This window comes from Streptomyces sp. NPDC051662 (assembly GCF_040681655.1).
Taxonomy (GTDB): Bacteria; Actinomycetota; Actinomycetes; order Streptomycetales; family Streptomycetaceae; genus Streptomyces.
In genome coordinates, this window is sequence record NZ_JBFAZD010000046.1 from 17610 (window position 1) to 41290 (window position 23681).

Annotated in this window: 18 protein-coding genes; 8 read left to right on the plus strand and 10 right to left on the minus strand. The window is 69.6% G+C overall.

Annotated features, from left to right (window positions below; genetic code table 11):
- Positions 1-24: 24 nt before the first annotated feature.
- The 5 genes from AB0M67_RS39830 to AB0M67_RS39850 are packed head-to-tail and all read right to left on the minus strand — an operon-like array spanning position 25 to position 5645.
- Positions 25-897 (minus strand): sugar phosphate isomerase/epimerase family protein, encoded by an 873-nt coding sequence (locus tag AB0M67_RS39830; protein ID WP_365752906.1) that lies wholly within the window; start codon positions 895-897, stop codon positions 25-27.
- On the minus strand, positions 897-2135 hold the full coding sequence (locus tag AB0M67_RS39835; protein ID WP_365752908.1) for an ABC transporter substrate-binding protein: 1239 nt from the start codon (positions 2133-2135) through the stop codon (positions 897-899). Before AB0M67_RS39835 ends, AB0M67_RS39830 begins: the two co-directional genes overlap by 1 nt.
- Positions 2132-3139 carry an ABC transporter permease gene (locus AB0M67_RS39840; RefSeq protein WP_365752910.1) on the minus strand — a complete coding sequence of 336 codons (1008 nt, stop codon included), beginning with the start codon at positions 3137-3139 and terminating at the stop codon, positions 2132-2134. Before AB0M67_RS39840 ends, AB0M67_RS39835 begins: the two co-directional genes overlap by 4 nt.
- Entirely contained in the window at positions 3136-4152 is a 1017-nt protein-coding gene (locus AB0M67_RS39845; RefSeq protein WP_365752913.1) for an ABC transporter permease, read from the minus strand. The genes AB0M67_RS39840 and AB0M67_RS39845 overlap by 4 nt, the downstream gene beginning before the upstream one ends.
- Complete coding sequence (locus AB0M67_RS39850) at positions 4149-5645, minus strand: sugar ABC transporter ATP-binding protein (protein WP_365752915.1); 1497 nt, start codon at positions 5643-5645, stop codon at positions 4149-4151. The genes AB0M67_RS39845 and AB0M67_RS39850 overlap by 4 nt, the downstream gene beginning before the upstream one ends.
- Before the next feature lie 165 nt (positions 5646-5810).
- Here AB0M67_RS39850 and AB0M67_RS39855 point away from each other — a divergent pair, with 165 nt between their 5' ends.
- On the plus strand, positions 5811-7010 hold the full coding sequence (locus AB0M67_RS39855) for an ROK family transcriptional regulator (RefSeq protein ID WP_365752917.1): 1200 nt from the start codon (positions 5811-5813) through the stop codon (positions 7008-7010).
- 94 nt (positions 7011-7104) lie between these two features.
- On the opposite strand, the gene AB0M67_RS39860 is transcribed toward AB0M67_RS39855, so the two are convergent.
- The 3 genes from AB0M67_RS39860 to AB0M67_RS39870 form a co-directional block, all read right to left on the minus strand.
- Complete coding sequence (locus AB0M67_RS39860; RefSeq protein WP_365752919.1) at positions 7105-10029, minus strand: family 16 glycoside hydrolase; 2925 nt, start codon at positions 10027-10029, stop codon at positions 7105-7107.
- Between the two features lie 364 nt (positions 10030-10393).
- A complete protein-coding gene (locus AB0M67_RS39865; protein WP_365752921.1) occupies positions 10394-11158 on the minus strand; it encodes an SDR family NAD(P)-dependent oxidoreductase in 765 nt (254 codons plus the stop codon).
- A 142-nt stretch (positions 11159-11300) separates the two neighbouring features.
- Complete coding sequence (locus AB0M67_RS39870) at positions 11301-12761, minus strand: MFS transporter (protein ID WP_365752923.1); 1461 nt, start codon at positions 12759-12761, stop codon at positions 11301-11303.
- A gap of 162 nt (positions 12762-12923) precedes the next feature.
- Here AB0M67_RS39870 and AB0M67_RS39875 point away from each other — a divergent pair, with 162 nt between their 5' ends.
- The 6 genes from AB0M67_RS39875 to AB0M67_RS39900 all read left to right on the plus strand — a co-directional run bounded on the left by AB0M67_RS39875 (position 12924) and on the right by AB0M67_RS39900 (position 19699).
- Complete coding sequence (locus AB0M67_RS39875; protein ID WP_365752925.1) at positions 12924-13439, plus strand: MarR family transcriptional regulator; 516 nt, start codon at positions 12924-12926, stop codon at positions 13437-13439.
- A 116-nt stretch (positions 13440-13555) separates the two neighbouring features.
- Positions 13556-14302, plus strand: coding sequence for a response regulator transcription factor (locus AB0M67_RS39880; RefSeq protein ID WP_365752961.1), 747 nt, complete (start codon positions 13556-13558; stop codon positions 14300-14302).
- A 219-nt stretch (positions 14303-14521) separates the two neighbouring features.
- Entirely contained in the window at positions 14522-15763 is a 1242-nt protein-coding gene (locus tag AB0M67_RS39885; protein ID WP_365752927.1) for a cytochrome P450, read from the plus strand.
- Positions 15764-15848: 85 nt separating this feature from the next.
- Positions 15849-16046: a ferredoxin gene (locus AB0M67_RS39890; protein ID WP_365752929.1), complete on the plus strand. Its 198-nt coding sequence runs from the start codon at positions 15849-15851 to the stop codon at positions 16044-16046.
- A 133-nt stretch (positions 16047-16179) separates the two neighbouring features.
- On the plus strand, positions 16180-18003 hold the full coding sequence (locus AB0M67_RS39895; protein ID WP_365752931.1) for an NAD(P)/FAD-dependent oxidoreductase: 1824 nt from the start codon (positions 16180-16182) through the stop codon (positions 18001-18003).
- Positions 18004-18028: 25 nt separating this feature from the next.
- Positions 18029-19699: a hypothetical protein gene (locus AB0M67_RS39900; RefSeq protein ID WP_365752933.1), complete on the plus strand. Its 1671-nt coding sequence runs from the start codon at positions 18029-18031 to the stop codon at positions 19697-19699.
- A gap of 81 nt (positions 19700-19780) precedes the next feature.
- On the opposite strand, the gene AB0M67_RS39905 is transcribed toward AB0M67_RS39900, so the two are convergent.
- Entirely contained in the window at positions 19781-20071 is a 291-nt protein-coding gene (locus AB0M67_RS39905; RefSeq protein WP_365752935.1) for a heavy-metal-associated domain-containing protein, read from the minus strand.
- A 195-nt stretch (positions 20072-20266) separates the two neighbouring features.
- Here AB0M67_RS39905 and AB0M67_RS39910 point away from each other — a divergent pair, with 195 nt between their 5' ends.
- Positions 20267-21244, plus strand: coding sequence for a hypothetical protein (locus AB0M67_RS39910; protein ID WP_365752937.1), 978 nt, complete (start codon positions 20267-20269; stop codon positions 21242-21244).
- A gap of 121 nt (positions 21245-21365) precedes the next feature.
- Here the strand turns inward: AB0M67_RS39910 and AB0M67_RS39915 are convergent, their stop codons facing one another.
- Complete coding sequence (locus tag AB0M67_RS39915; RefSeq protein WP_365752939.1) at positions 21366-23585, minus strand: NADP-dependent isocitrate dehydrogenase; 2220 nt, start codon at positions 23583-23585, stop codon at positions 21366-21368.
- Positions 23586-23681: the final 96 nt, after the last annotated feature.

The following is a 23681-nucleotide window of genomic DNA, read 5'->3' on the forward strand; positions in this document are numbered from 1 at the left end:
TTCGGTGTGCGGGTGCGGTACCGATCAGAGGGTGTGCGCTGCCAGGGCCCGGCGGAGGAAGGCGAGGCCCTCGGTGGCGATCCCGTCCTGGGTGGGGGCGAGCGGGCGCCACACGGACGCGGCGACGGCGATCGCGTCGTTGTGCGCGGTGAACGACTCGACGCACAGAGCGCCCCGGTAGCCGCCACCGTCCAGGGCGGTGAGGAACCCGGCCCAGTCGAGATGGTCGGCACCGGGCGTGCCGCGGTCATTGGCACACACCTGGACATGGACGATACGGGAGCCGGCCTCCCGGACGGCGCCGGGCAGTGTGCGTTCCTCGATGTTCTGGTGGTACGTGTCGAGGGCGACCCCGATGACCGAGGGGTCGAGGCCGTCCAGGGCGGTGAGGGTCTGGCCGACGGTGTTGAGCAGAGCGGTCTCGTACCGGTTGAGCGGCTCGACCCCGATCCGTACCCCCGCGGCGCGCGCGTGGTCGGTGACGGGCGCGATGTGTTCCCTGAACTCCGCGTAGGCGGCGGCCCGTTCGGCGGGGGTCATGCGCCAGGTACGCCCGACAGCCGTATACACCGGGCCCGCCACGACGGGGGCCGCCACCGCGTGGGCCGCGTCGACGCACCGCAGCAGATAGTCCTGGGTGGCCCGTACGGTGCCCGGATCGGTCCGTACGAGATTCCGGTCCGGGGGCATGACCGCGATCACGGCCGCCGGGGCGAGCCCGGTCGTGTCCAGCAGCTTGGCGGTGGCCGCCGGCTCCCAGTCCCCGGTCTGTTCGAGTGGCAGCTCGACGCAGTCGAATCCCCAGCCGGCGAGCCTTGGCAGGACCTCCGACAGGGCGCCGCCCCCGACGGGGGAGTGCCAGATCCACGGGTTGGCGCCGAGCGGGAAGCGCGTCATCACTTGCCTCCCCAGTCCTTGGGGAACCCGGGCAGATCGGCGCAGCCGCACATCGCGTAGTGCAGCGGCGGCATGCCCGGTTCGAGGTACGTGTCGAGGTTGTCCTCCGTGATGGAGGGCTGCGGGAGCTTCCACTCCTTGGGGACCTGCTGCCCCTGAAGAATCCTCATGGCCGCGATGACCGGGGTACGCCACTGGAAGGTCGGATACGTGGGGGCGATCGCGGTGAGCTTCTTCTCCTGCCACGCCTGGAGGAAGTCCTGCTGGTCCTCACCGGTGATGGGCGGTACGTCCTGACCGGCGTCCTCGAACGCCTCCACCGCGGCGACGGCCGTCGCGCCGGAGTCCATCCACACGCCGTCGATGGAGCCGTGCCGGGTCAGCGCGTCCGTGACGACCGCCTTGGCCTTGGCGGGGTCACCGTCGGTGAACTTCACGTCGACGACGTCGAGTCCGCTCTTGTCGAAGGCGACCTTCGCGGCCGACCAGCGGGTCTCCAGCACATCCACACCGGGCGAGATGCGCAGGGCGAGGATCTTGCCCTTGGGCTTGACCTTCTCGACGAGGAAGTCGGCGGCGACCGCTCCGTACCCGTAGCCTCCGACCGGGTTGATGAACGTGACCGCGCAGTCCGTCTCCACACCGCGGTCGAAGACGATGACCGGCACCTTGGCGCAGGCCTGCTCGACGGCCGGCGTGAGGGTGGCGGTGGTGTTCGGGGAGACGATCAGGGCGTCGCAGCCCTTGCCGGTCAGCTCCTGGATGTCGGAGATCTGCTTGTCGTCCTTGCCCTGCGCGTCGAGGACGGTGAACTCGGTGATCTCCTTGTGCAGTTCGACCTCCGCCGTCATGTTCTTCAGACCGACCTGGCGCCAGGGGTTGAAGACACCGGCGTTGGAGAAGCAGAGGTGGATACCGCCCGCCCCCTGCTTCTTGTAGCGCGCGGTGTCGATGAGTTCGGGGCTGAGCATCTGTTCCCACGGCTTGCCCGCCGGGCCCTGCGGCTCTTCCTTCGCGAGGGCCAACTGACGGTCGTACTCCGCCTGTTCGAAGAACTCCGACTGCTCGCCGCTGCCGGAGTCGGACGCGGAAGCGGAGGCGCTGCCGGGGGCGGCCGGTGAGTCCGGGGGCGTGTCGCTCGTACAGGAAGCGAGGAGACCCGCCACGAGCAGGGTGGCGGCCGAGGTGAGGGCGCGGTCGCGGAGCGTGCCTCCGCGCGGGGGGCGGATCGCTGTCATGAGGCTTGTCCTCCCGAGGGGTTCGTACGTCGGCGTCGCAGCCGGGACCAGTCGGCGGCTCCCAGACCGACGGCGGCGATGACGATGCATCCTTGAACGGTCGACTCCAGCGCGCCGGAGACGCCCTGGAGGTTGAGCAGGGTGAACAGCGCCTGGAGCGAGAAGGCGCCGGCCATGGCGGCCACGACGGAGCCCCGCCCGCCGCCGAGCACCACACCGCCGAGGACCACGGCCGTGATGGCCTCGAACTCGTAGCCCCGGCCCGCCTGGGCGGAGACCCCCGAGAAGCCGCCGACAAGGACGGCGGCGATGGCCGCGGCGACCCCGGAGAGGACGAAGGCGATGATCCGGGCGCGGGCGACCCGCACCCCGGCGAGGGCCGCGGCGCGTTCGCTGTCACCGGTGGCGACGAGCGTACGGCCGAAGTCCGAGCGCATCAGCAGCACGGCGGCGGCGCCGACGACAAGGCAGACGATCACCGCCCAGGGCAGCCAGCCGAACGCGGCGCCCCGCCCGAGCTGACGGAAGGCGGTGGGCAGGGCGCCCTGTGGTGAGCCGCCGGTCCAGAAGAACACCGCGCCTTCGAGGATCAGCATCATGCCGAGGGTGGTGATGAACGACGGCACCCGCAGGGCTGTGGTGATCAGTCCGCTGACGAGTCCGGCCACCCCGCCCGCGACGAGCAGCAGGGCGGTCACGAGCGGCCAGGAGGCGCCGGGGAACGAGCCGTACAGCTCGGCGGCGACCACCACACCCGCGGTGACGATCGCCCCTACGGAGAGGTCGAACTCGCCGCAGACGATGACCAGATACTGGCCGGCGGCGAGGATCACGAGAGGCGCGGCGCGCTTGACGAAGGAGAGGAAGCGGTCGGGTTCGTAGAAGCCGGGATCGGTGAGGGCCAGCGCGGCGAGCAGCACGGCGAGGAGCACGAAGACGGGGGTGCCCGTGCCCAGTGCCCGTACGAGGCGCTTGCCGTGGTGGGTGACGGTTGCCGTGGTCATGCGGTCTGCCTTCCCTTCGCGGCACGGCGGGGCCTGGCGTAGAGGGCGACGGCCGCGATGATGACGACACCGCGGACCACGTTCTTGAAGAACGGGTCGACGGCCAGCTGGTTGAAGACACTGTCGAGAACGGCGAGCACGAGGACACCGCCGAGGGTCCCCGCCACCCCGCCGCGTCCGCCTGCCAGCGCGGTGCCGCCGAGCACCACCGCGGCGATCGACTCCAGGTCGTAGCGGGCCTCCGTACCCGCCCAGGGCGCCCCCGCGCCCAGCCGCGCCGCGAGGAACAGCGCCGCCGCGCCGACGCACAGGGAGCAGATGATGTGCGCGATGACGACGGTGCGCCGGGTGCGGACGCCCGAGAGCCTCGCGGCGTGCTCGTCGCCCCCGGTCGCGTACATGTGATGGCCCAGGCGGGTGCGGCGGGTGAGGAACCACACCGCGCCGGCCACCGCCGCGAGGAGGAACACCGATACGGGGACCGGACCGACACGGTCGTAGCCGAGATGCTGGAAGGAGGCCGGTACCTTCCCGGCGGGGCCGGTGTAGTTGTCCTCGATCCAGCCGCGCAGGATGAACGCCGTGCCGAGTGTCGCGATGAACGCGTTGACCTTCAGGCCCGTGACGATGAGTCCGTTGGCGAGCCCGACGGCGGCCGACAGCGCGAGGACGGCGATCACGGCCGTCACCACACCGCCGCTCGCCATGGTCTCGGCGGCGACGAGGGTGCCGAGGCTGATGAGGTAGGCCACCGACAGATCCAGGGAGCCGGTGAGGATGACAGCGGACTGACCGACGGCGACGAGCCCGAGGGCGACGCTGTTCTGCAGGATCGCGACCACGTTGGTGGTGGTGAGGAAATCCCCGCCGCGCGCGGCGACGACGATCCAGCCGAGGAGTGTGACGGCCAGCGCCGCGAGCCAGACACCGACGACGGGATCGCCGAGCCGGACTCCCCGCGGGCGGACACCGGCTCGGTGCGCGGCGAGCGGTCCGCGTTCGGTCGCGGTCACGCGGCCTCCTCCCGTCCGCCCCCGCGCCCGCTGGTGGCGAGCCGCATGATGCTCTCCTCGTCCGCGCCCGCGGGCAGTTCGCCCACGAGACGGCCCTCGGACATCACGAGGAGCCGGTCGCTCATGCCGATCAGCTCGGGGAGTTCCGAGGAGATGATCAGTACGGCGAGTCCCTCACGGGCGAGTTCACGCACCAGGGTGTGGATGGCGGCCTTGGCGCCGACATCGACGCCTCGGGTCGGCTCGTCGAACAGGAGCACCTGGGGCCGGGCCGCGAGCCACTTGGCGATGACGACCTTCTGCTGGTTGCCGCCCGAGAGATACAGCGCCTGCTGGTCCTCACCACGCGCCTGGAGACGCACGCGCTCCAGGAGCGCGGTGATCTCGCCGCTCTTCGGCGGTGGCGGCCCGCCGCGCGGGGCGACGGCCCGGGTGACGAGCAGCGCGTTGTCCCGCACCGACTGGTGCAGCGCGAGTCCCTCCGTCTTGCGGTCCTCGGTGACCAGCGCGATGCCGGCGCGGATGGCCTGGCGCGGCCGGCGGGGGCGCAGCGGTCCGCCGCCCACGGTCATGACGCCCCTGGTGAAGGGGGCCGCGCCGAACAGGGCACGCGCCAGTGAGGTACGTCCCGATCCCTGGAGGCCGGCGACCCCGACGACCTCGCCCGCGCGTAGTGTCAGGTTCATGTCATGAATACGGTCATTGCCGCCGCCGGTGACCGTGAGCCGCTCCGCCCCGATCTCCTCCGGGCGGGCACGCGGCGGGTAATAGGCGGTCAGCTCCCGCCCGACCATGCTCCGTACGACCTCGTCGGCGTTCGTCTCGGCGGTGCGCAGTGTGGTGACACGGCGGCCGTCCTTCAGGACGGTGATGCGCCCCGAGAGGTCGAAGACCTCCGGCAGACGGTGCGAGATATAGAGAATCCCGAGGCCGCGCGCGGCGAGTGCGCGCACGAGCCCGGCCAGGAGTTCGCTCTCGTGGTCGGCGAGGGGCGCGGTGGGTTCGTCCATGACGAGGACACGGACGTCGGAGGCGAGCGCCTTGGCGATCTCGACGGTCTGCTGGCGCGCCACGGACAGTTCCCGGACGAGCGTGCGCGGGGTGATACCGGTTTCGTCGATCCCGGCGAGGAGTTCGGCCGTACGACGCTCCATGGCCGTGCGGTCCACGCGTCCGCGGCGGACCGGTTCACGGCCGAGGAAGACGTTCTCGGCGACGGTGCGGTGGGGGAGGAGCGCGAACTCCTGGTGGATGATGCCGATTCCGGCGGCCTGCGCCTGCGCCGGATGGGTGAACGTGTGCGCGGTGCCGTCGATCGTGATGGTGCCGGTGTCGGGGATGTGCTCGCCGGCGAGGATCTTCATCAGTGTGGACTTGCCGGCGCCGTTCTCACCCACCAGGGCATGGACTTCGCCCCGTTCGAGGTCGAGCCCCACGTCGTGGAGCACACGCACCCCCAGGAAGCTCTTGGACACGCCCTGCATCGTCAGCATCAGCCGGCTCCTCGGTCAGCGGTCTGTTGTGCAGAGTCGTGACTCACCTTTGACCTGTCAAGAGCCCAAGAGGCTTTGTTTATTGATGAGTTGACCGGCACTTGTGCCGACGGGCGAACACTGGATGCCTTGTGAGCAGCGAAAGTCGTGCCTAGGGTGACTGGCATGTCTGCGCCGTCGGATCACAGCGGTTCCGCCACCTATACGCCCGGCGAGGTGCTGGCGCTGATCAGTTCCGGAGCCGTGGCGACGCGCGCGGACATCGCGCGGATCACCGGACTGGCCCGTTCCACCGTCTCCCAGCGGGTGGACGCGCTGATCGCGCACGGACTGGTCGACGAATCCGCCCCCGCGCCCGGCGACTCGACCGGAGGCCGCCCGCCGCGCCGGCTCCAACTGCGCACCGCAGGACACCTGGTGGCCGGTGTGGACCTCGGCGCCTCGCACTGCGCGGTGGCTCTGACGGACATCGGTGGGGCGATGCTGGCCACGCACAAGGAACCGCTGTCGATCGCGGACGGCCCGGAATCGGTACTGCGCAGGGTGGAGCGGGCGCTGCAGGCGCTGCTGAAGGAGACGCGGCGGGATCCGCGCACACTGCGCTCGATCGGGGTCGGGGTGCCGGGACCCGTCGAATTCTCGACCGGCCGCCCCATCGATCCGCCGATCATGCCGGGCTGGCACCAGTATCCGATCCCGGAGTTCTTCGCCTCGCGCTTCGGGGTGCGGGCGCTGGTCGACAACGATGTGAATGTGATGGCGCTGGCCGAGCAGCGCCGCGCGTTTCCGGACACCCGCTACCTCCTCTACATCAAGGTCGGTACGGGCATCGGCTGCGGCATCGTGGCCGACGGCCGGCTCCATCGCGGCGCTCAGGGCAGCGCGGGCGACATCGGACATATCCGGGTCGGGGACGAGGGGGAGCCGTGCCGGTGCGGCAACACCGGGTGTCTGGAGGCGGTGGCGGGCGGGGCGGCGCTCGCGGCGAAACTGGCCGGTCTCGGTCTGGACGCGGCGTCGGGCAGTGATGTGGTGCGGCTGGTGGCCTCCGGCAACCGGGACGCCGTACGCATGGTGCGCGAGGCGGGCCGGGCGGTCGGTGAGGTCCTGGCCGGACTGGTCAACTTCTTCAATCCGGACACGGTCGTGCTCGGCGGCGCCCTGGCCGCCGTACACGACCAACTCCTCGCCGGGGTAAGGGAAGCGGTGTACCGGCGCTCGCATCCACTGGCCACGCGAGTGCTGCGGATCGAGCCGAGCCGCACGGGCGAGAACGCCGCGGTCATCGGGGCGGGGATCCTCGCGACCGAGCACGCCATGTCGCCCTCGCAGGTCGACCGCCGGCTGGCACGGGCGTTGGCCTGACCGGACGGCCCCGGCGATCCGGACCTGACGCCTCCCCCGGTCGTTTCCGGCGGAGGAGGCGTCGGGACGGTCGGTCCTGCGGTCGGGCGAGCGGTCAGCCCAGCGGTTCGATCCACACGTTTCTGAACCGGACCTTGTTGCCGTGGTCCTGGAGCCGGATCGCGCCCGCCGCGGCCGATTCCGCGTCGCCGCTGCCGGTGGGGCCGTCCACGGCGACGTTGTCATGGACCGTGGTGCCGTTCCACACCACCGTGATCCTGGCGTCCTCCGTCTTCTTGCCCGCGGCGTCGAAACGGGCCGCGCGGAAGACGATGTCGTACGTCTGCCAAGTCTCCGGCGCGGTACCGGCGTTCACGCTCGCGGCGACCTTGTTGTAGATCGCGCCGGCCTCGTTCACGGCCAGTTTCCGCACACCGAACGAGTCCAGGATCTGGATCTCGTACCGCTCCTGGAGGTAGATACCGCTGTTGCCGCGATCCTGCCCGGTGACGTCGGGCGGCAGCTTCGGTACCCGGAACTCGGCGTGCAGCTTGAAGTCGCCGAAGGACTGTTTGGTACGGATGTCGCCACAGCACACTTCGACGGAGTTCTCGGCGGTACGTGGCCATTCGACGGCGCGCCCGTCGGTGTGCTGCCAGGCGGTGGAGATGCTGCCGCCGGAGAACAGATCGATACGGCTGCCGGGTCTGCGCACCTCGATCATGTCCAGGTTGACATGGCCGGTGTCCTCGGGCCGGTAGGTGTAGGTGAGGGTGTTACGGCCCTTCTTCAGCGCGAATCGCTCGGTCGAGGAGGACCACCGGTTCCAGGCGCCGGTGGCGGGCAGACTGATCTGCCGTGGCTGCCCGCCGTTGACGTCGGCGCTGATCGTCTTGGTGCCGGCGAAGGGATTGGGGCCATTGGCGTAGCGCAGGCTCACATCGTAGGTGCCCTTCGCGGGGACCTCGATGTCGAAGGTGGCGGTGGCGCCCTGGGTGCCGAAGCCGTCGACGAAGCCGCCGCCCGTGTAGCCGGCGTGCTCGGTGTCGATGTCCGCGCCACCGGAGAGGCGCCCGGACTCGGCGTCGTACGACGTGACGGGTGCCTCGGGGCCGGGCCGCGCGTTCAGGGTGTACCAGGCCTCGGTGGACCACAGCTGCTCGCCGTCGGCCGAGGCGAACGGGCGCGGCGAGCGTACGTGCACCACCCGGTCGGTCTTGAGTCCGGGGATGGTGAGCCGGACCGTGCGACGGTCCTCGGAGACCCGGGCGGAGGCGACGGGCAGACGCTCCTCGTCCACCTTGGGGCCGCCGTACGCCGGTGTGGGTACGTAACGCCACTGCTCCACGAAGTAGCCGGTCGCCAGTTGGGCGGCGGTCTCCTCCGACAGCGGCTTCGTATAGGTGAGTTCGAAGCCGTCGCGGGTGGCGCGCATGGTCTTGATGTCGAAGGCGTTCGCGCCGTTCGGGGCGAGTTTCTGGAGGCCGAAGCGGAGTTTCCCCTCCTGGCCCCAGTTCCCGTCGGCGCCGAGGCCGCCCGCGTAGATCGCGCCGTCCGGCCCCGTGCTGATCCGGGTGATGCCCGCCTCCAGGCCCTGCGTATGGCGGAACACCGCGCCCTGGTACTCGCCGTCCACCTTCTCCAGATCGGCGCGTTGGAGTCCGCCGTAGGTGACATCACCGAAGAGCAGCTGACCGGCGAAGGTCCCCTTGTCGATCAGCATCGGCGTGGAGGGCGAGTTGGCTATCTCGTTCTGCGGCAGCCAGAGCACCGGCTTGGTGACCGCGCGGTCGTCGAACGGGCCGTCCGGGTTGGTGTAGTGGTTGAAGAACCGGCCCTGCTTCACATGGACGAGCTTCGAGGCGGGCAGCCAGCCGCCCTGATTGTCGGTGACGAAGAGATCGCCCTCCGGACCCCACCCGATCCCGTTCGGGGTGCGCAGACCGCCGGCCAGATAACTGACTTCTCCCGTCGCCTTGTTGACCTTGACGGTGGTGCCCCGGTTCGCGGCCGGCTGCGGATCGGTCGTCGCACCGCCGTAGTTGATGGCGACCGAGAGATTCAGATAGAAGTTCCCGTCCTTGTAGAGCAGACCGAAGGCGAATTCATGGAAGTTGCCGCCGAACGGCCAGGACGCGACCTTGCGGGTCGTGTCGGTGACATCGTCACCATTTGTGTCGGACAACTCGGTCAGCTGGTGCTTCTCCGACACATACAGCTTTCCGTCGACGTACTTGACGCCCATCGGCTCTTTCAGCCCGCCGGCGATCTTCTTGTACGTGACCTTCTCCGGGCCGGTGTCCCCCGTGACATGGTCGAGGATGTACGCCTCTCCCACGGTGTTGTTGCTGCCGCCCCAGGTGGTCACGGCGAGCCGGCCGTCCGGCAGCCAGTCCATGGCGGAGACCTGCGGCTCGAAGCCCGCCGGGCGCAGGTCGGTGAGGGTGTAGCCGGGATGGACCGACGTCAGCGGAAGCCCGTCGCCGGGGGTGTCGTAGGTACCCTCGCACTCCTTGCGCCCGGGGGCGGTGACACGGACCACGCCCGCGTCGGTGCTGAGCACGGAGTTCGGGACGAGGCTGAAGTCGGTGGCACCCGGCGGCTTCCACTGGAGGGTCACCTGCTGCTCGCCGCCGCGGTCGAAGTGGTCGACGCGGAGCGCGTGATAGCCCTCGGTGAGGGTGATCTCACCGTCCTTGGGTTCGGCGCCGTGCAGCCCGTCGTGATCGATGACCCGCTGGTCGCCGATGAAGAGGCGAGAGCCGTCATCGCTGATCAGCCGGAAGGTATAGGCACCGTCGGCGGGGACGGCGATGTTGCCGATGATCTGCGACACGAAGTTGTCCGTGAAGCCGAAGCCCTCGGTGGAGGACCAGTCGACCGTGGGAATCAGCTTGTCGACATTGGGGGTCTGCGCCGGTTTCAGGTCGCAGAGTTCGCTGAGCGGGGACTGGATGTCGAAGACACGGAGGGTGACGCCGGGTTCCTGGGGCGGCAGTTCCGCGGGGGCCCTGGCCTCCGCGCCGACCGCGGGTGCCACGAGACCTCCTGTGATGAGGGCGGCGAGGAGAAACCCGGTGAGGGTCCGTGGTCTGCGTCGACCGGTGCGGGGGCTCTGGTACTCGTGTGGCTGCACTCGTCCTCCTGCTGGGAAGCTGCGAGCGGGCGGGGGCCGGGGCGGCCCCGCGTCCGCGGAGTGGAGTTCGTACACGTACCGGCGGTGCGGCGGCGGAGTGAGTTACGCCGCGCTTCACGCGGACTTCCGCGCGAGAACGACGCCCAGGGTAGGGACAGCGCCCCGGACCGTCCATGCTTTGTCCTCAACAAGGAAGAACTGGCCGATAGTTGAGGGTGCGTTCAGCGCCGGCGACGCCCCTGACGCCGACTGTGCCGAGGCCCCGGCCTCAGACGGCCGACCAGCCGTTGTCGACGGGCAGGACGGCGCCGTTGATGTTGCCCGCGGCGTCCGACGCGAGGAAGAGGATGGCGGCGGCCTGCTCCGCGGCGTCGGCCACCCGGCCGGAGAGGCCCGGATAGGAAGCGATCACGCTCGGGCCATGTGCCGACGTCTCGGCGTCGACCTGGATATTGGTCGACGTCGCGCCCGGGGCGATGGCGTTGGCGCGGATTCCGTTGTTCCGGTACATCACGGCCAGGGACTTCGTCAGGCCGATGATGCCGTGCTTGGCGGCGGTGTAGGCGGCGCCTGCCGCGCTGCCGCGCAGACCGGCCTCGGACGCCGTGAAGACGATCGCGCCGCGTCCCCGTTCCAGCATGTGCGGCAGCGCGGCACGGGTCAGCATGAAGGGCGCCGTCAGATTGACCCGGATGACGCGCTCCCATTCGGCGTCCTCGGTGTCCGCGAGGGCCGACATGCGGTCCATGATGCCCGCGTTGTTCACCAGCACGTCCAAGCCGCCGTAGGCACCCGTGGCCGTGGCGACTATCTCGTCCACCACCCGCTGCTCGCCGAGATCGCCGACGACCGCGCGGGCGACGCCTCCCGCGGTCCTCACCGCCTCGACGGTCCGCTGGGCGGTCTCCCCGTTGAGATCCGCGACCAGTACGTTCGCGCCCTCCTCGGCGAATCGCAGCGCCGTTGCCCTGCCGATTCCCGATCCCGCTCCGGTGACAACGACGCTGCGTCCCGCAAAACCGGTGCTGCTCATGCGTACTCCTTCGGCCGTACGCGGATCTGCCACGCGGATCCGCGTACGGCTGTGTCGATGGGTGGCCCGGACGAACAAGTCCGAAGTGGCGTCGTTCGCCCGGAGGCCGGGCCCGGGGGCGCCTCGATCCGCCCGGACGCGGTCAGGCGGAAGCGCGGTACCGCAGACCGTGCGAGGCGGCGGTGACCGCGCCCAGGCCCGCGGTGACGGCGGCGATGACGAAGCAGAGCACGTAGGCGTCCACGGTCGGTACGGACGTGTTCCTGATGACATCGGCGGTGAGAATGGACGCCGTCGCCGCGCTCGCCACACTGCCGCCGACCGTGCGGACAAGGGTGTTGATACCGCTGGCGATTCCGCTCTGCTCCAGCGGAACGTGCTGAACGGCGAGGGTGCCCAGAGCCGCGTAGGCGATACCGAAGCCGATGCCCTGGATACCGCTGAAGATCATGACATCGGCGGCGCTGCCGTGGTTGAGAGCCAGCCACACATAGCTGAGTCCGCCGATGAACGAGCCGACGGCCAGCGTCCAGGCCGCTCCGAGCCGCGCCTCGAACCGTCCGGCGAGCGCGGAGAACAGGAGCATGGTCACCGTGCTGGGCAGCATGTACAGCCCGACATCGAGCACCGAGCCGCTCAGGCCGTACCCGACCTGGTCCTCGGGCGTCTGGATGAAGTTGGAGACGAGGGTGAAACCGGCGAACATCGCGAAGCCGAGCAGCAGGGAAGCCAGGTTCGCCTGGAGCGACTTGGGCCCCGCCAGCAGACGCAGCTGGACCAGGGGCTCCCGGGACCGCAGTTGGAGGAAGACCCAGAACGGGAGCAGAATCGCGATCCCGATGAACAGCCCGATGATCCGCCGGTCCGTCCAGCCCCACGCGTTGCCCTGACTGATCGCCAGCAGCAGCATGACGAGCCACGCCGCGAGAGTGGCGGCGCCGAGCAGATCGGGTCGTCCGCCGGTGCGCTTGCCCGCTTCCCTGGTGAACAGGACGACGAACGCCAAGCCGACGGCGGCCATCGCGGCGGAGATCCAGAACACCGGGTGGTGGCTTTCGGTGCGGTCGGCGACGACTCCGGTGACGAGCATGCCGAGGGCGCCGCCCACGCCGAGGGTGGCGCTGACGACACCGATGGCGGACGTCACCTTCTCACGCGGGAACGTGTCCCGGATCATGCCGATGGCCAGCGGGATCACCGTCGCCGCCGCGCCCTGGAGCGCGCGGCCCGCGATCATCACGCCGAGCGAGTCGGAGAGCGCGCAGACCACCGAGCCGACGACCAGCAGCGCCATCGTCAGCGTGATCATCTTCTTCTTGCCGTACATGTCGCCGAACCGCGACAGCAGCGGGGTGGCGACCGCCCCGGCCAGCAGCGTCGCGGTGAACACCCAGGCGACCGAGGACACCGAGATGTCGAAGGTCCGCATCAGCCTGGGCAGCAACGGCAGGACGAGCGTCTGCTGGAGGGATACGACCAGTCCGGCAACGCCCAGGGCGGCCAGCGTGAGGCCCGGCGCGGACGGTGCCGCGGGCGAACCCGCCGAACCCGGACCGGTACGGTCCGGGCCCTGCTCGGCCACCGTCGCGGTGGTGTCTGTCATAGGAGAACTCCTGCGTGCTGGAAGACCGGGCCGGCCGGTCCCCGGCGTGGTGGGCGATGGATCACGGATTGCTTGAGTAAGGCAAGCATGTATGAGTTACTTGAGTCAAGCAAGCGAATGTGAAGTTGCTTGAGTCAGGCAAATAGATGGTAAAGTGTATGGATGTCCAAGTCACCGCCAGCAGTTGGCACGGCCGCGGCCTCGGCCGATGTCATCGAGATCGAGCGGGCGCTGAGCCGCATCGCCTATCTGTCCAGCAGGGTCCGGCAGCACGACCGCCTCATGGTCCAGGCCGGGGTGTCACTGGACCGGGCCGCCGTGGCGCTGCTGCGGCAGATCGCCGACACCGAACCCCTGCGCCCCGGCGAGCTGGCGACCCGGCTGGCCGTGGAGGCATCGCATGTCACCCGGCAGGTGCAACAGCTGGAGCGGTCGGGGTACGTGACCCGCGTCCCGGACCCGGAGGACGGTCGCGCGCAACGTATCCAGCTCACCCCGGTCGGGCGGCAGGTGATCGACCGTATCCGCGAGGCGAGTCGCCGGGGGATGCAGGCGGCCCTGGAGGACTGGTCGCCCCAGGACCTGCGGCAGCTCGCCGCCCTGTTCCATCGGATGGTCGACGACTTCCTCGGCTATGCCGACGCCGAAGCCGCTGTCCATCCCGAGCGCCCTGCCTGACGCCGCGGCCCTGGGGCCCCGGCTCTGCCGTTCGGATGTGAAGCGTGAGCCTTACGCGAGGTGGTCCTTCCATGTACGGAATGTGCGGGGTGAGCGAGATGCGGGGCGTGAGCGAGATGCGGAGCGTGCGCGACACACGGGGCGTGAGCCCGGTGCGCCGGGGCGTCGGCGAGAAGCCGTCGGCGGTTCGTGGGGACGGGCAGCACGTCGTGGTCATCGTCGGTGATCCGGAGACCTCCGACCTGCTCACGACCACTCTGGAACTGGCGGGTTACCGGGTCACGGCGGCGCGTACCGGCGCCGAGGGCATGGAACGGATCACGCGACACCGGTTCGATCTGGTGGTCCTCGATACGACGCTGCCCGATCTGAACGCCCTCGCCCGCGGGCGCCGCCCCGTCACCGACCGCCCACCGGTGCTCTTCCTGACCATGTGCGAGTACCTGGACAGCCTCCTTCCCGAACTGGGCCCCGGCCGGGAGGACTATGTCACCATGCCGTTCCGGATCGCCGAAGTCCTCGCCAGGGCACAGGTGTTACTGCGCGGCCGTGGCCACGGGCGAGGTCCCGCGCGCCGGGGCCCGTGCTACGGCGACCTCGTCCTGAACGACGCCACCTGCCAGGCGTGGCGCGGGCCGCGGGCGCTCGACCTCACCCCCGCCGAGTACCGGCTGCTGCGTCATCTGCTCGTCAACGCCGATCAGGTGCTGACGAAGGAACAGATCTGCCGGCATGTCTGGGGCGACGGCCGCGCCGACAACGCCATCGAGAAGCTCATCTCCCGCCTCCGGCACAAGGTCGACCAGGAGGAGCCCCAACTGATCCATACCCGCAGGGGATTCGGCTACCTGCTGGGCCGCTGACCGACGGACGCGGAGCGCACCTCACCGGCCCGGCGCGTTGTCCGGCCGGCCCGGAGCGCCGTCCGTTCCACGGATCTGGGCGTGTGATCGTCCTCACGTCAGCTTGCTGTCAGGTAATTGACCGGAAGGTGTCAGTGCACTCCGGTTGCATATGTCCATCAAGGCGTCCCGCCACCTTCCCCGTTCTCCGTTCCGACGGAGCCCCCACCGAGGAGTGACATGGCCGACACACTGACAGACCCCGAGGAAGAAACGGAGCAGGGCATTCCGGAATTTCCGATGCCCAGGGCGGCGGGCTGCCCGTTCGCCCCGCCGCCCGGCCTTGAGGAGCTTCGGGACGAGACGCCGGTCACGAAGGTCCGGATCTGGGACGGCAGTACGCCCTGGCTCATCACCGGACATGCCCACCAGCGCGCCATCCTCACCGATCCCCGTCTCAGCAACGACGACACGTTCGGCGCCTTCCCGCATGTGACCGCGTATCGGGCGGACATCGCGAAGGTCACCCCGAAGCTCATCACCAACACGGACGCCCCCGAGCACACCCGGCTGCGCCGGATGGTCAACGGTCCGCTCCTGCTCAAGCGGGTCGAGGCGCTGCGGCCCGCCATTCAGAAGATCGTCGACGATCTGATCGACGACATCCTGGCCGGACCGAAGCCCGCCGACCTCCTGACCGCGCTGGCGCTGCCCGTGCCGTCGCTGGTGATCAGCGAGCTGCTCGGAGTGCGGTACGAGGACCACGAGTTCTTCCAGCGCAACAGCAGCGTCGCACTCGACCGCGACGTGCCGCCGGAAGAGGCCCGGGCCGCGAGCGGCGCGCTCTCCGCATATCTGGACGAGCTGCTCACCGAGAAGCTCACCGCTCCCGGCGAGGACGCGATGTCGGAGATGGCCGCCCGGGTCACGGCCGGCGAGATGACCCGGAGCGAAGCGGTCCATATGGGCGTCGCGATGCTCATCGCGGGACATGAGACAACCGCGACCATGATCAGCCTCGGAACCCTCGCCCTGCTGGAAAACCCTGAGCAGCTGGCCGTGTTGCGCGACACCGAGGACCCGAAGGTCGTCGCGGGCGCGGTGGAGGAACTGCTGCGCTATCTCTCCATCGTCCACTCCGGTCTGCGCCGGGTCGCCCGCGAGGACATCGAGATCGGCGGCCGGGTCATCCGCGCGGGGGAGGGGGTCGTGGTGGAGATCTCCGCCGCGAACTGGGACTCGGCGGCCTTCCCCGAGGCCGAACGGCTGGACCTCACCCGCAATGCCCGTCTGCACAACGCGTTCGGCTTCGGCCCCCACCAGTGCCTGGGCCAGTCGCTCGCCCGGGTGGAACTCCAGGTCGTCTACGGCACGCTCTACCGGCGCGTTCCCACCCTGCGCCTGGCCACCGCGTTCGACCGGATCGAGTTCGAGGAGAGCGGGACCACCTACGGCGTGCGCTCACTGCCCGTCACCTGGTGAGAGCCACGCGACACCGCGACACCGCGACGAACGCAACACCGCAACACCGCAACGAGGCGACGACATGGAGAACGAGGAATCGACCATGCGTGTGGAAGTGGACGAACCGAAGTGTGTTTCGGCGGGCCTGTGTGTCATGAGCGCCCCCGAGGTGTTCGACCAGAGGGACGACGACGGCGTGGTGGTCCTGTTGGCGAGTGACCCCGGCACCGACACCCACGAGGGGGTGCGCGAGGCCGCCGGCCTGTGCCCGGCGGCGGCGATCCGGCTGCTGGAGACGTGAGGACGGGACGGCCTGACACCGCCACCGGCAACCGCACGGCCGACACAACCGCACGGCCCGCATAACAACACAGCTCATGCCACAGCACAGCTCACACCACAGCAGCGGTCCAAGAACCCCTGAGAGGACACGTATGCCCACCCCCCACGCCTCATCCGAGGACCCCCGGCTCGACCCGGTGGCGCTCGGATTCGACCCGGACTCCCTGCGCGCCCGTTACCGAGCCGAGCGCGACCGCCGGATCCGCCCCGACGGAAGAATGCAATACCGGAGCACCACAGGGGAGTTCGGCTATTACGTGGACGATCCGTACGCGGAGCCCGCGCCCGACCGGGCGCCCCTCGACGACCGGGTCGAGGTCGCGATCATCGGTGGCGGGTTCGGCGGCCTGGTCGCCGGCGCCCGGCTGCGCCAGGCGGGCGTGCGGGACATCCGGGTGATCGAGAAGGCCGGGGACTTCGGCGGAACGTGGTACTGGAACCGGTATCCGGGGATCCACTGCGACATCGAGTCGTACATCTATATGCCGCTGCTCGAAGAAGTCGGCTATGTACCGAAGTGGAAGTACGCGCCGGGCGAGGAGATCAGGCAGCACGCGCGGGCGATCGGGCGGCGGTTCGAGCTGTACCGTGATGTCTGCTTCCAGACCGAGGTGACCGAACTCCGCTGGGACGAGGCCGAGTTCGAGTGGATCATCCGTACCGACCGCGGCGACCGTATGCGGGCGCGCTATGTGGTCGTCTCCAGCGGACCGTTCAGCCGGCCGAAGCTCCCCGGCATCCCGGGCATCGAGACTTTCCAGGGGCATACGTTCCATACGAGCCGCTGGGACTACGCCTACACCGGTGGTGACGCGAACGGCGATCTGCACAAGCTCGCCGACAAGAAGGTCGCGGTCATCGGTACGGGCGCGACCGCCATCCAGTGCGTGCCGCACCTGGGGCGCGACGCCGAGCATCTCTATGTGTTCCAGCGCACGCCGTCCTCGGTCGATATCCGTGACAACCGCCCCACGGATCCCGAGTGGGCCAAGACACTGACCCCCGGCTGGCAGCGGCGCCGCCAGGAGAACTTCCTGACCCAGGTCGCCGGTGGCGGAGCGGACGTGGATCTGGTGTCCGACGGCTGGACCACCAGCGCCCGGCTGCTCCAGAGCCTCGTGCCCGGGGCCAGCGGCGGTGACGACCTTCCCCCCGAACAGCGCGGTCTCATGGCCGAGTTGGCCGACTTCAGGAAGATGAACGAGATACGTGCCCGGGTGGACGCCGTCATCGAGAACCGGACGACGGCTGAGGCGCTCAAGCCGTGGTACCGCTACATGTGCAAGCGCCCCACGTTCAGCGACACCTACCTGCCCACGTTCAACCGGGCCAATGTCACACTGGTCGACACGGCCGGGCGCGGCGTCGAGCGCATCACCGAGAGCGGTCTTGTGGTCGGCGGCGTCGAGTACGAGGTCGACTGCGTGATCTTCGCGACCGGATTCGACATCGGCGGCCCGCCGGCCGAGCGGGCCGGACTCAACGTACATGGCCGGGACGGTGTCACCCTGGCCGAGTCCTGGAAGGACGGTCCGCGGACTCTCCACGGTTTCTACAGCCACGGCTTCCCCAACTTCTTCCATCTCGGTGCCCTGCAGAACGCGGTCTCCGTGAACTTCGTCCATGTCCTCGACGAGCAGGCGGTCCATATCGCCGAGGTCATCACCGAGGCGGGCAAGCGCCAGGCGCGGTACATCGAGCCGACCGCCGAGGCGCAGGCCGACTGGGTCGCCACGATCCGGGCCAGGGCGCTGGACACACAAGCGTTGTTCGCCGAGTGCACCCCGGGCTACTACAACAACGAGGGCATGCCGAGCAAGCGGAGCGAGTCGTACGGCGGAGGGCCGATCGAGTTCTACGAGCTGATCAAACGCTGGCGCACGGACGGCGACATGGGCGAGGTGATCGTCCAGTGACCACACCGTCAACGGAGAGGGAGCGATGAGGCGGCCCAGCCGGTTCGACAGCACCGGCCACTGGCAGACCACGAGCGAGCGCTGGAACCCGACGAGGCTGAACCCGCCGAACCGGCTGTGGGGTTCGAACGGTGTCACCTTCGGGCCCGACGGGCGCTTGTACGTGGCGCAGTTCATCGCCGGACAGATCAGCGCCGTGGATCCCGCCTCGGGGATCGTCGACGTGGTGGTGCCCATGGACAGCCCGGTCCAGGCGCCGGACGATCTCGCCTTCGGCGCGGACGGCTCGATGTATATCGCCGACATCACGCCCGGCAGGGTCTGGCGCCGGGACCGCACGGGCGAGTTCACCCTGGTCTCCGACGCGATGAAGATGCCCAACGGCATCACCTGCGTGGGAAATCGCCTCTTCGTCAACGAGATGCGCAGCAACGGCCGTCTGATGGAGCTGTTCCCCGACGGTGGCGAGCCGACGGTGCTCACGGACGGACTGGCCTGGGGCAACGCGATGCAGCTCGGTCCGGACGGGCTGCTCTACTACCCGCACATGATCGCCAATGAGGTGTGGCGGATATCCCCCGACGGCGGTGGGCCCGAGCTGGTCGCGGAGGACGTGGACGACCCGGTCGCGGTCCGGTTCGACCAGGGCGGTGTCCTGGTGGTGCTGTCGCGCGGTGTGGCGGGCATCGTGACCCGTATCGATCTCCGCACCGGAGCGCGGTCGATCGTCGTCTCCGGTGTCGCGGGGCTGGACAACGCGGCGTTCGACGACGAGAACCGGATGTTCGTCTCCAGCTACGCGAGCGGCGGGGTCACGGAGATGCACACCGACGGCCGGATCCGGGAGATCGTGCCCCGCGGACTCGACGGTCCCTTCGGTGTGACGGTCGATCTCTGCGGGACGGTGTACGCGGCCGACCACTTCCGTCTGGCGAGCCCGGACGGCCCCGAAGAGGACGCGAGCACGAGCACGAGCGCGGGCGCGAACGGGAACGCCGACGTCCACACGAACGCTGACGCCCACACGAACGCGTCCGGCGGCATCGTCACCCACGATCTGCGGCCCTTCGTCCACGGCATCACCGCGGCCGACGGAGTCCTGCACCTCACCTCGCAGCTCGGTGAGGTCCGTACCTACGACCCCGTGGAGAAGACCACGCGGGTACGGACGACCGGACTGAGCGAGCCCACCGGCATCGCGGTCGCGCCTGACGGCTCGCTCGTGGTCGCCGAGACCGGCGGCGGCCGGATCCTGCGGATCGACGGGACCGACACCGTCACCGTGCTCGCCGCGGGGCTCGAACACCCCGTGGACGTGGCCTTCGACGGAGAGGGGCGCTGTTACGTCAGTGACGACCGCCTCGGCGCGGTGCTCCGGCTCGACAACGGCGAAGCGGTGACGATCGCGGACGGACTCGGCGCGCCGCAGGGCCTGGTCGTCCGCGACGACGAACTGTTCACGGTGGAGACGGCGCACCGGCGGCTGCGGTCGATCTCGCTCGTCACGGGGGAGAGCGGGATCGACGCCGAGAACCTCGCGGTCGGCCTGCCGCCCGGCATCACCCGCACCACCCGCCACCCCGTCCCCGGAGTGCCTGGCCCGCCACGCCAGTTCGCGGGTCTGGCGCTCGGCCCGGACGGCTCCCTCTTCCTCTCGGCCAACGGCGAGGGGAGTGTGCTGCGACTCTCCCGTTGACCATCGTCGACCATCCCGTCCTTTGACTCACTGACGCCGCCGGGCCCGTACGCGTACGGGCCCGGCAGCGTCAGTGGCAGGTCAGCCGGCCCGGCCGGTGACCTCGTACCCGGCGCTGTCGACCACCCTCGCGATCTCGGCGTCGTCGGGCTCGCCGGCCGTGGTGACGCCGACGCGGCCGGCGGCGACGTCCACGTCGACGCGCAGGACATCGTCCAGTTCACCGATGACCTTGGTGAGCGTGGACTCGCAGTGGCCACAGCTCATTCCGGTGACCGCGTAGACGGTCGTGCGGCTGTCGGTGACAACAGTCGTCCCGCCCTGGGCCGTATTGGTCGAGCAACTGCCGTCAGGCGTACAGCAGTCGGACATGGTTCCTCCCGGAGGACAGATCGTTCGGATACCCTGGAGGGGTATCGTGGATGACCTGGTCATGTATACCCCCACCCCGTATTCATGACAAGGGGCGACGTACGGCTTGCATGTACCCCTAGGGGGTATACGCTGGATGCAATCGGCCAGTCGGATCATCGCTGGACCTTCGCCGAACGATCAGAGGAGAGCACCATGAACACCGCGTTGAGGATCGCCACCTACACCGCCGCGCTCGCCGCGACCTTCGGTGCGGCGTACGGGGTCGGGAATGTGGTCACGCCGGTTTCGACGGATCCGGAGTCCGCGGCGCCGCCGCACGCGGAACACGCCGACACGCCCGACGGGGGAGGGCAGGCGCCGGGGAGCGGTGATGACGCGCCGGTGGGCGGCCTACGGGTCTCGGAGGGCGGCTACACCCTCGACCTCAGGACGCCCCGCGTCCCCGCGGCCCGCACCACCGAACTGCGCTTCGTCATACGTGACAGCGCGGGCCGCCAGGTCACCGCCTTCCAGCGTGAGCACGACAAGGAACTCCATCTGATCCTCGCCTCCCGGGACCTGACCGCCTACCGGCATCTGCATCCCACCCGGGCGGCCGACGGCGCCTGGAGCACGCCGGCGAACCTCCCCGCCGCCGGTGGCTACCGTCTCTTCGCGGACTTCACTCCCGCCGCCAAGGGGGCGAAGAACCTCACGCTCGGCGCAGATCTCGCGGTCGCGGGCGACTACCGCCCCGCCCCGGTCCCCGCCCCTTCGGCCACCGCCACCATCGACGGCTACACCGTCACACTCACCGGCTCCCTGCGTCCGGGGACGGCCGGCGAACTGAATCTCAAGGTCACCGAGGCGGGCCGGCCGGTCACGGACCTCGAACCGTATCTCGGCGCCTACGGCCATCTGGTCGCCCTGCGCTCCGGAGACCTGGCCTATCTGCACGTCCATCCCAACGGCGAGCCCGGCGACGGTGAGACCGGACCCGGCCCCGACGTGTCCTTCACCGCCACCGCACCCAGCGCCGGCACCTACCGTCTCTTCCTGGACTTCAAGCACCGGGGAACCGTCCGCACGGCCGCCTTCACCGTCACCGCCCAAACCGCCCAGACCGCCCCCGGCGCCGAGCCGACCTCCTCGCCGGCCGGGGAAGAGGCCGACGGCGGTCACGGGCACTGAGGGCGGGGTGTCCCGGCGGGCCGGGTCCGGTGCGCTTCACCGAGCAGCGCCGAAGACGGCGCCGCCCCGGCCGACGAGGAGGTCGGACGGGGCGGAACCGGTAGGCGGGTACGCCGTGGCGTCAGCCGAGGAGCGCGAGGGCCCGGGTGAACGTGGCCGACGGGCGCATGACGGCCGCGGCCTTGGCCGGGTCGGGCTGGTAGTAGCCGCCGATGTCCGCCGGCTCGCCCTGTACGGCGATCAGCTCGTCGACGATGGTGCTCTCCTGCTCGGCCAGCGTCTTGGCGAGAGGCGCGAACGCCTCGGCGAGCCGCCCGTCGTCGGTCTGCTTCGCCAGCTCCTGCGCCCAGTAGAGCGCCAGGTAGAAGTGGCTGCCGCGGTTGTCGATGCCACCGAGACGGCGGCTGGGCGACTTGTCCTCGTTCAGGAAGGTGGCCGTGGCACGGTCGAGGGTGTCCGCGAGCACCTGGGCGCGCGCGTTGTCCGTCGTCTGCGCGAGGTGCTCGAAGCTGACCGCGAGCGCGAGGAACTCACCCAGGCTGTCCCAGCGCAGGTAGTTCTCCTTGACGAGCTGCTGGACGTGCTTGGGCGCGGAGCCGCCGGCACCGGTCTCGAACAGCCCGCCGCCGTTCATGAGCGGGACGACGGAGAGCATCTTCGCGCTCGTGCCGAGTTCGAGGATGGGGAACAGGTCGGTGAGGTAGTCGCGCAGCACATTGCCGGTGACGGAGATCGTGTCCTCGCCCCGGCGGATGCGCTCCAGGGAGAACGCGGTGGCCTCGACCGGCGACATGATCTCGATGCGCAGGCCCTCGGTGTCGTGCTCGGCGAGGTAGGTCCTGACCTTCGCGATGAGATTCGCGTCGTGCGCGCGGCCCTCGTCGAGCCAGAAGACCGCCGGGACGCCGGTCGCGCGGGCGCGGGTGACGGCGAGCTTGACCCAGTCCCTGATCGGCAGGTCCTTGGCCTGGCACATGCGCCAGATGTCGCCCGCGCTCACCACATGCTCCAGTACGACATCGCCGGAGCCGTCGAGGACACGCACCGTGCCGGTGGTGGGGATCTCGAAGGTCTTGTCGTGGCTGCCGTACTCCTCGGCCTTCTGCGCCATCAGACCGACGTTCGACACCGAGCCCATCGTCGACGGGTCGTACGCGCCGTGTGCGCGGCAGTCGTCCACGACGACCTGGTAGATACCGGCGTAGCTGCTGTCGGGGATGACCGCGAGGGTGTCGGCCTCCTGGCCGTCAGGACCCCACATATGACCGGAGGTGCGGATCATGGCCGGCATGGAGGCGTCGACGATGACATCGCTCGGTACGTGCAGATTCGTGATGCCCCGGTCGGAGTCGACCATCGCCAGCGCGGGGCCGTCGGCGAGCTCGGCCTCGAAGGACGCCTTGATCGCCGCGCCGTCGGACAGGGAGTCGAGACCGCCCAGGATGCCGCCGAGGCCGTCGTTGGGGGTCAGACCGGCCGCGGCGAACGCCTCGCCGTACTCGGCGAACGTCTTCGGGAAGAACGCCCGAACGACATGGCCGAAGATGATCGGGTCGGAGACCTTCATCATCGTGGCCTTCAGATGCACGGAGAACAGCACGTCCTCGGCCTTGGCCCGGCTGATCTGGGCCCCGAGGAACTCGCGCAGCGCCGCCACCCGCATCACCGACGCGTCCACGACCTCGCCCGCGAGCACGGGCACCGACTCGCGCAGGACCGTGGTGCTGCCGTCGTCACCCGTCAGTTCGATACGGAGGGAGCCCGGCTCGGCGATGACCACGGACTTCTCGCTGGAGCGGAAGTCGTCGGCGTCCATGTGCGCGACGTTCGTCTTCGAGTCGGCCGTCCACGCGCCCATACGGTGCGGGTGCGCCTTGGCGTAGTTCTTGACCGAGGCGGGGGCGCGGCGGTCGGAGTTGCCCTCGCGCAGGACCGGGTTGACGGCGCTGCCCTTGACCTTGTCGTAGCGCGCGCGGACGTCGCGGTCCTCGTCGGTCTTCGGGTCGTCCGGGTAGTCCGGCAGCGCGTAGCCCTGCCGCTGAAGCTCGGCGATCGCGGCCTTCAGCTGCGGGATCGAGGCCGAGATGTTCGGCAGCTTGATGATGTTCGCACCGGGCGTCTTGGCCAGCTCACCGAGCTCGGCGAGCGCGTCATCGATCCGCTGGCCCTCCTCAAGACGCTCGGGGAAGCCCGCGATGATCCGCCCCGCCAGAGAGATGTCACGGCTCTCCACGGTGACCCCGGCCGTCGAGGCATACGCCTCGACCACAGGCAAGAAGGAATACGTCGCCAAGGCCGGGGCCTCGTCGGTGTGTGTGTAGATGATGGTCGAGTCAGTCACCGGGTGCTCCGCTCCACGTCTGCAACATTGCTCGACATCAAGATATCTCCTGACCGGTCCCTGTCGAGACGGGGCCCCGGCATCGAAGCCATGCGA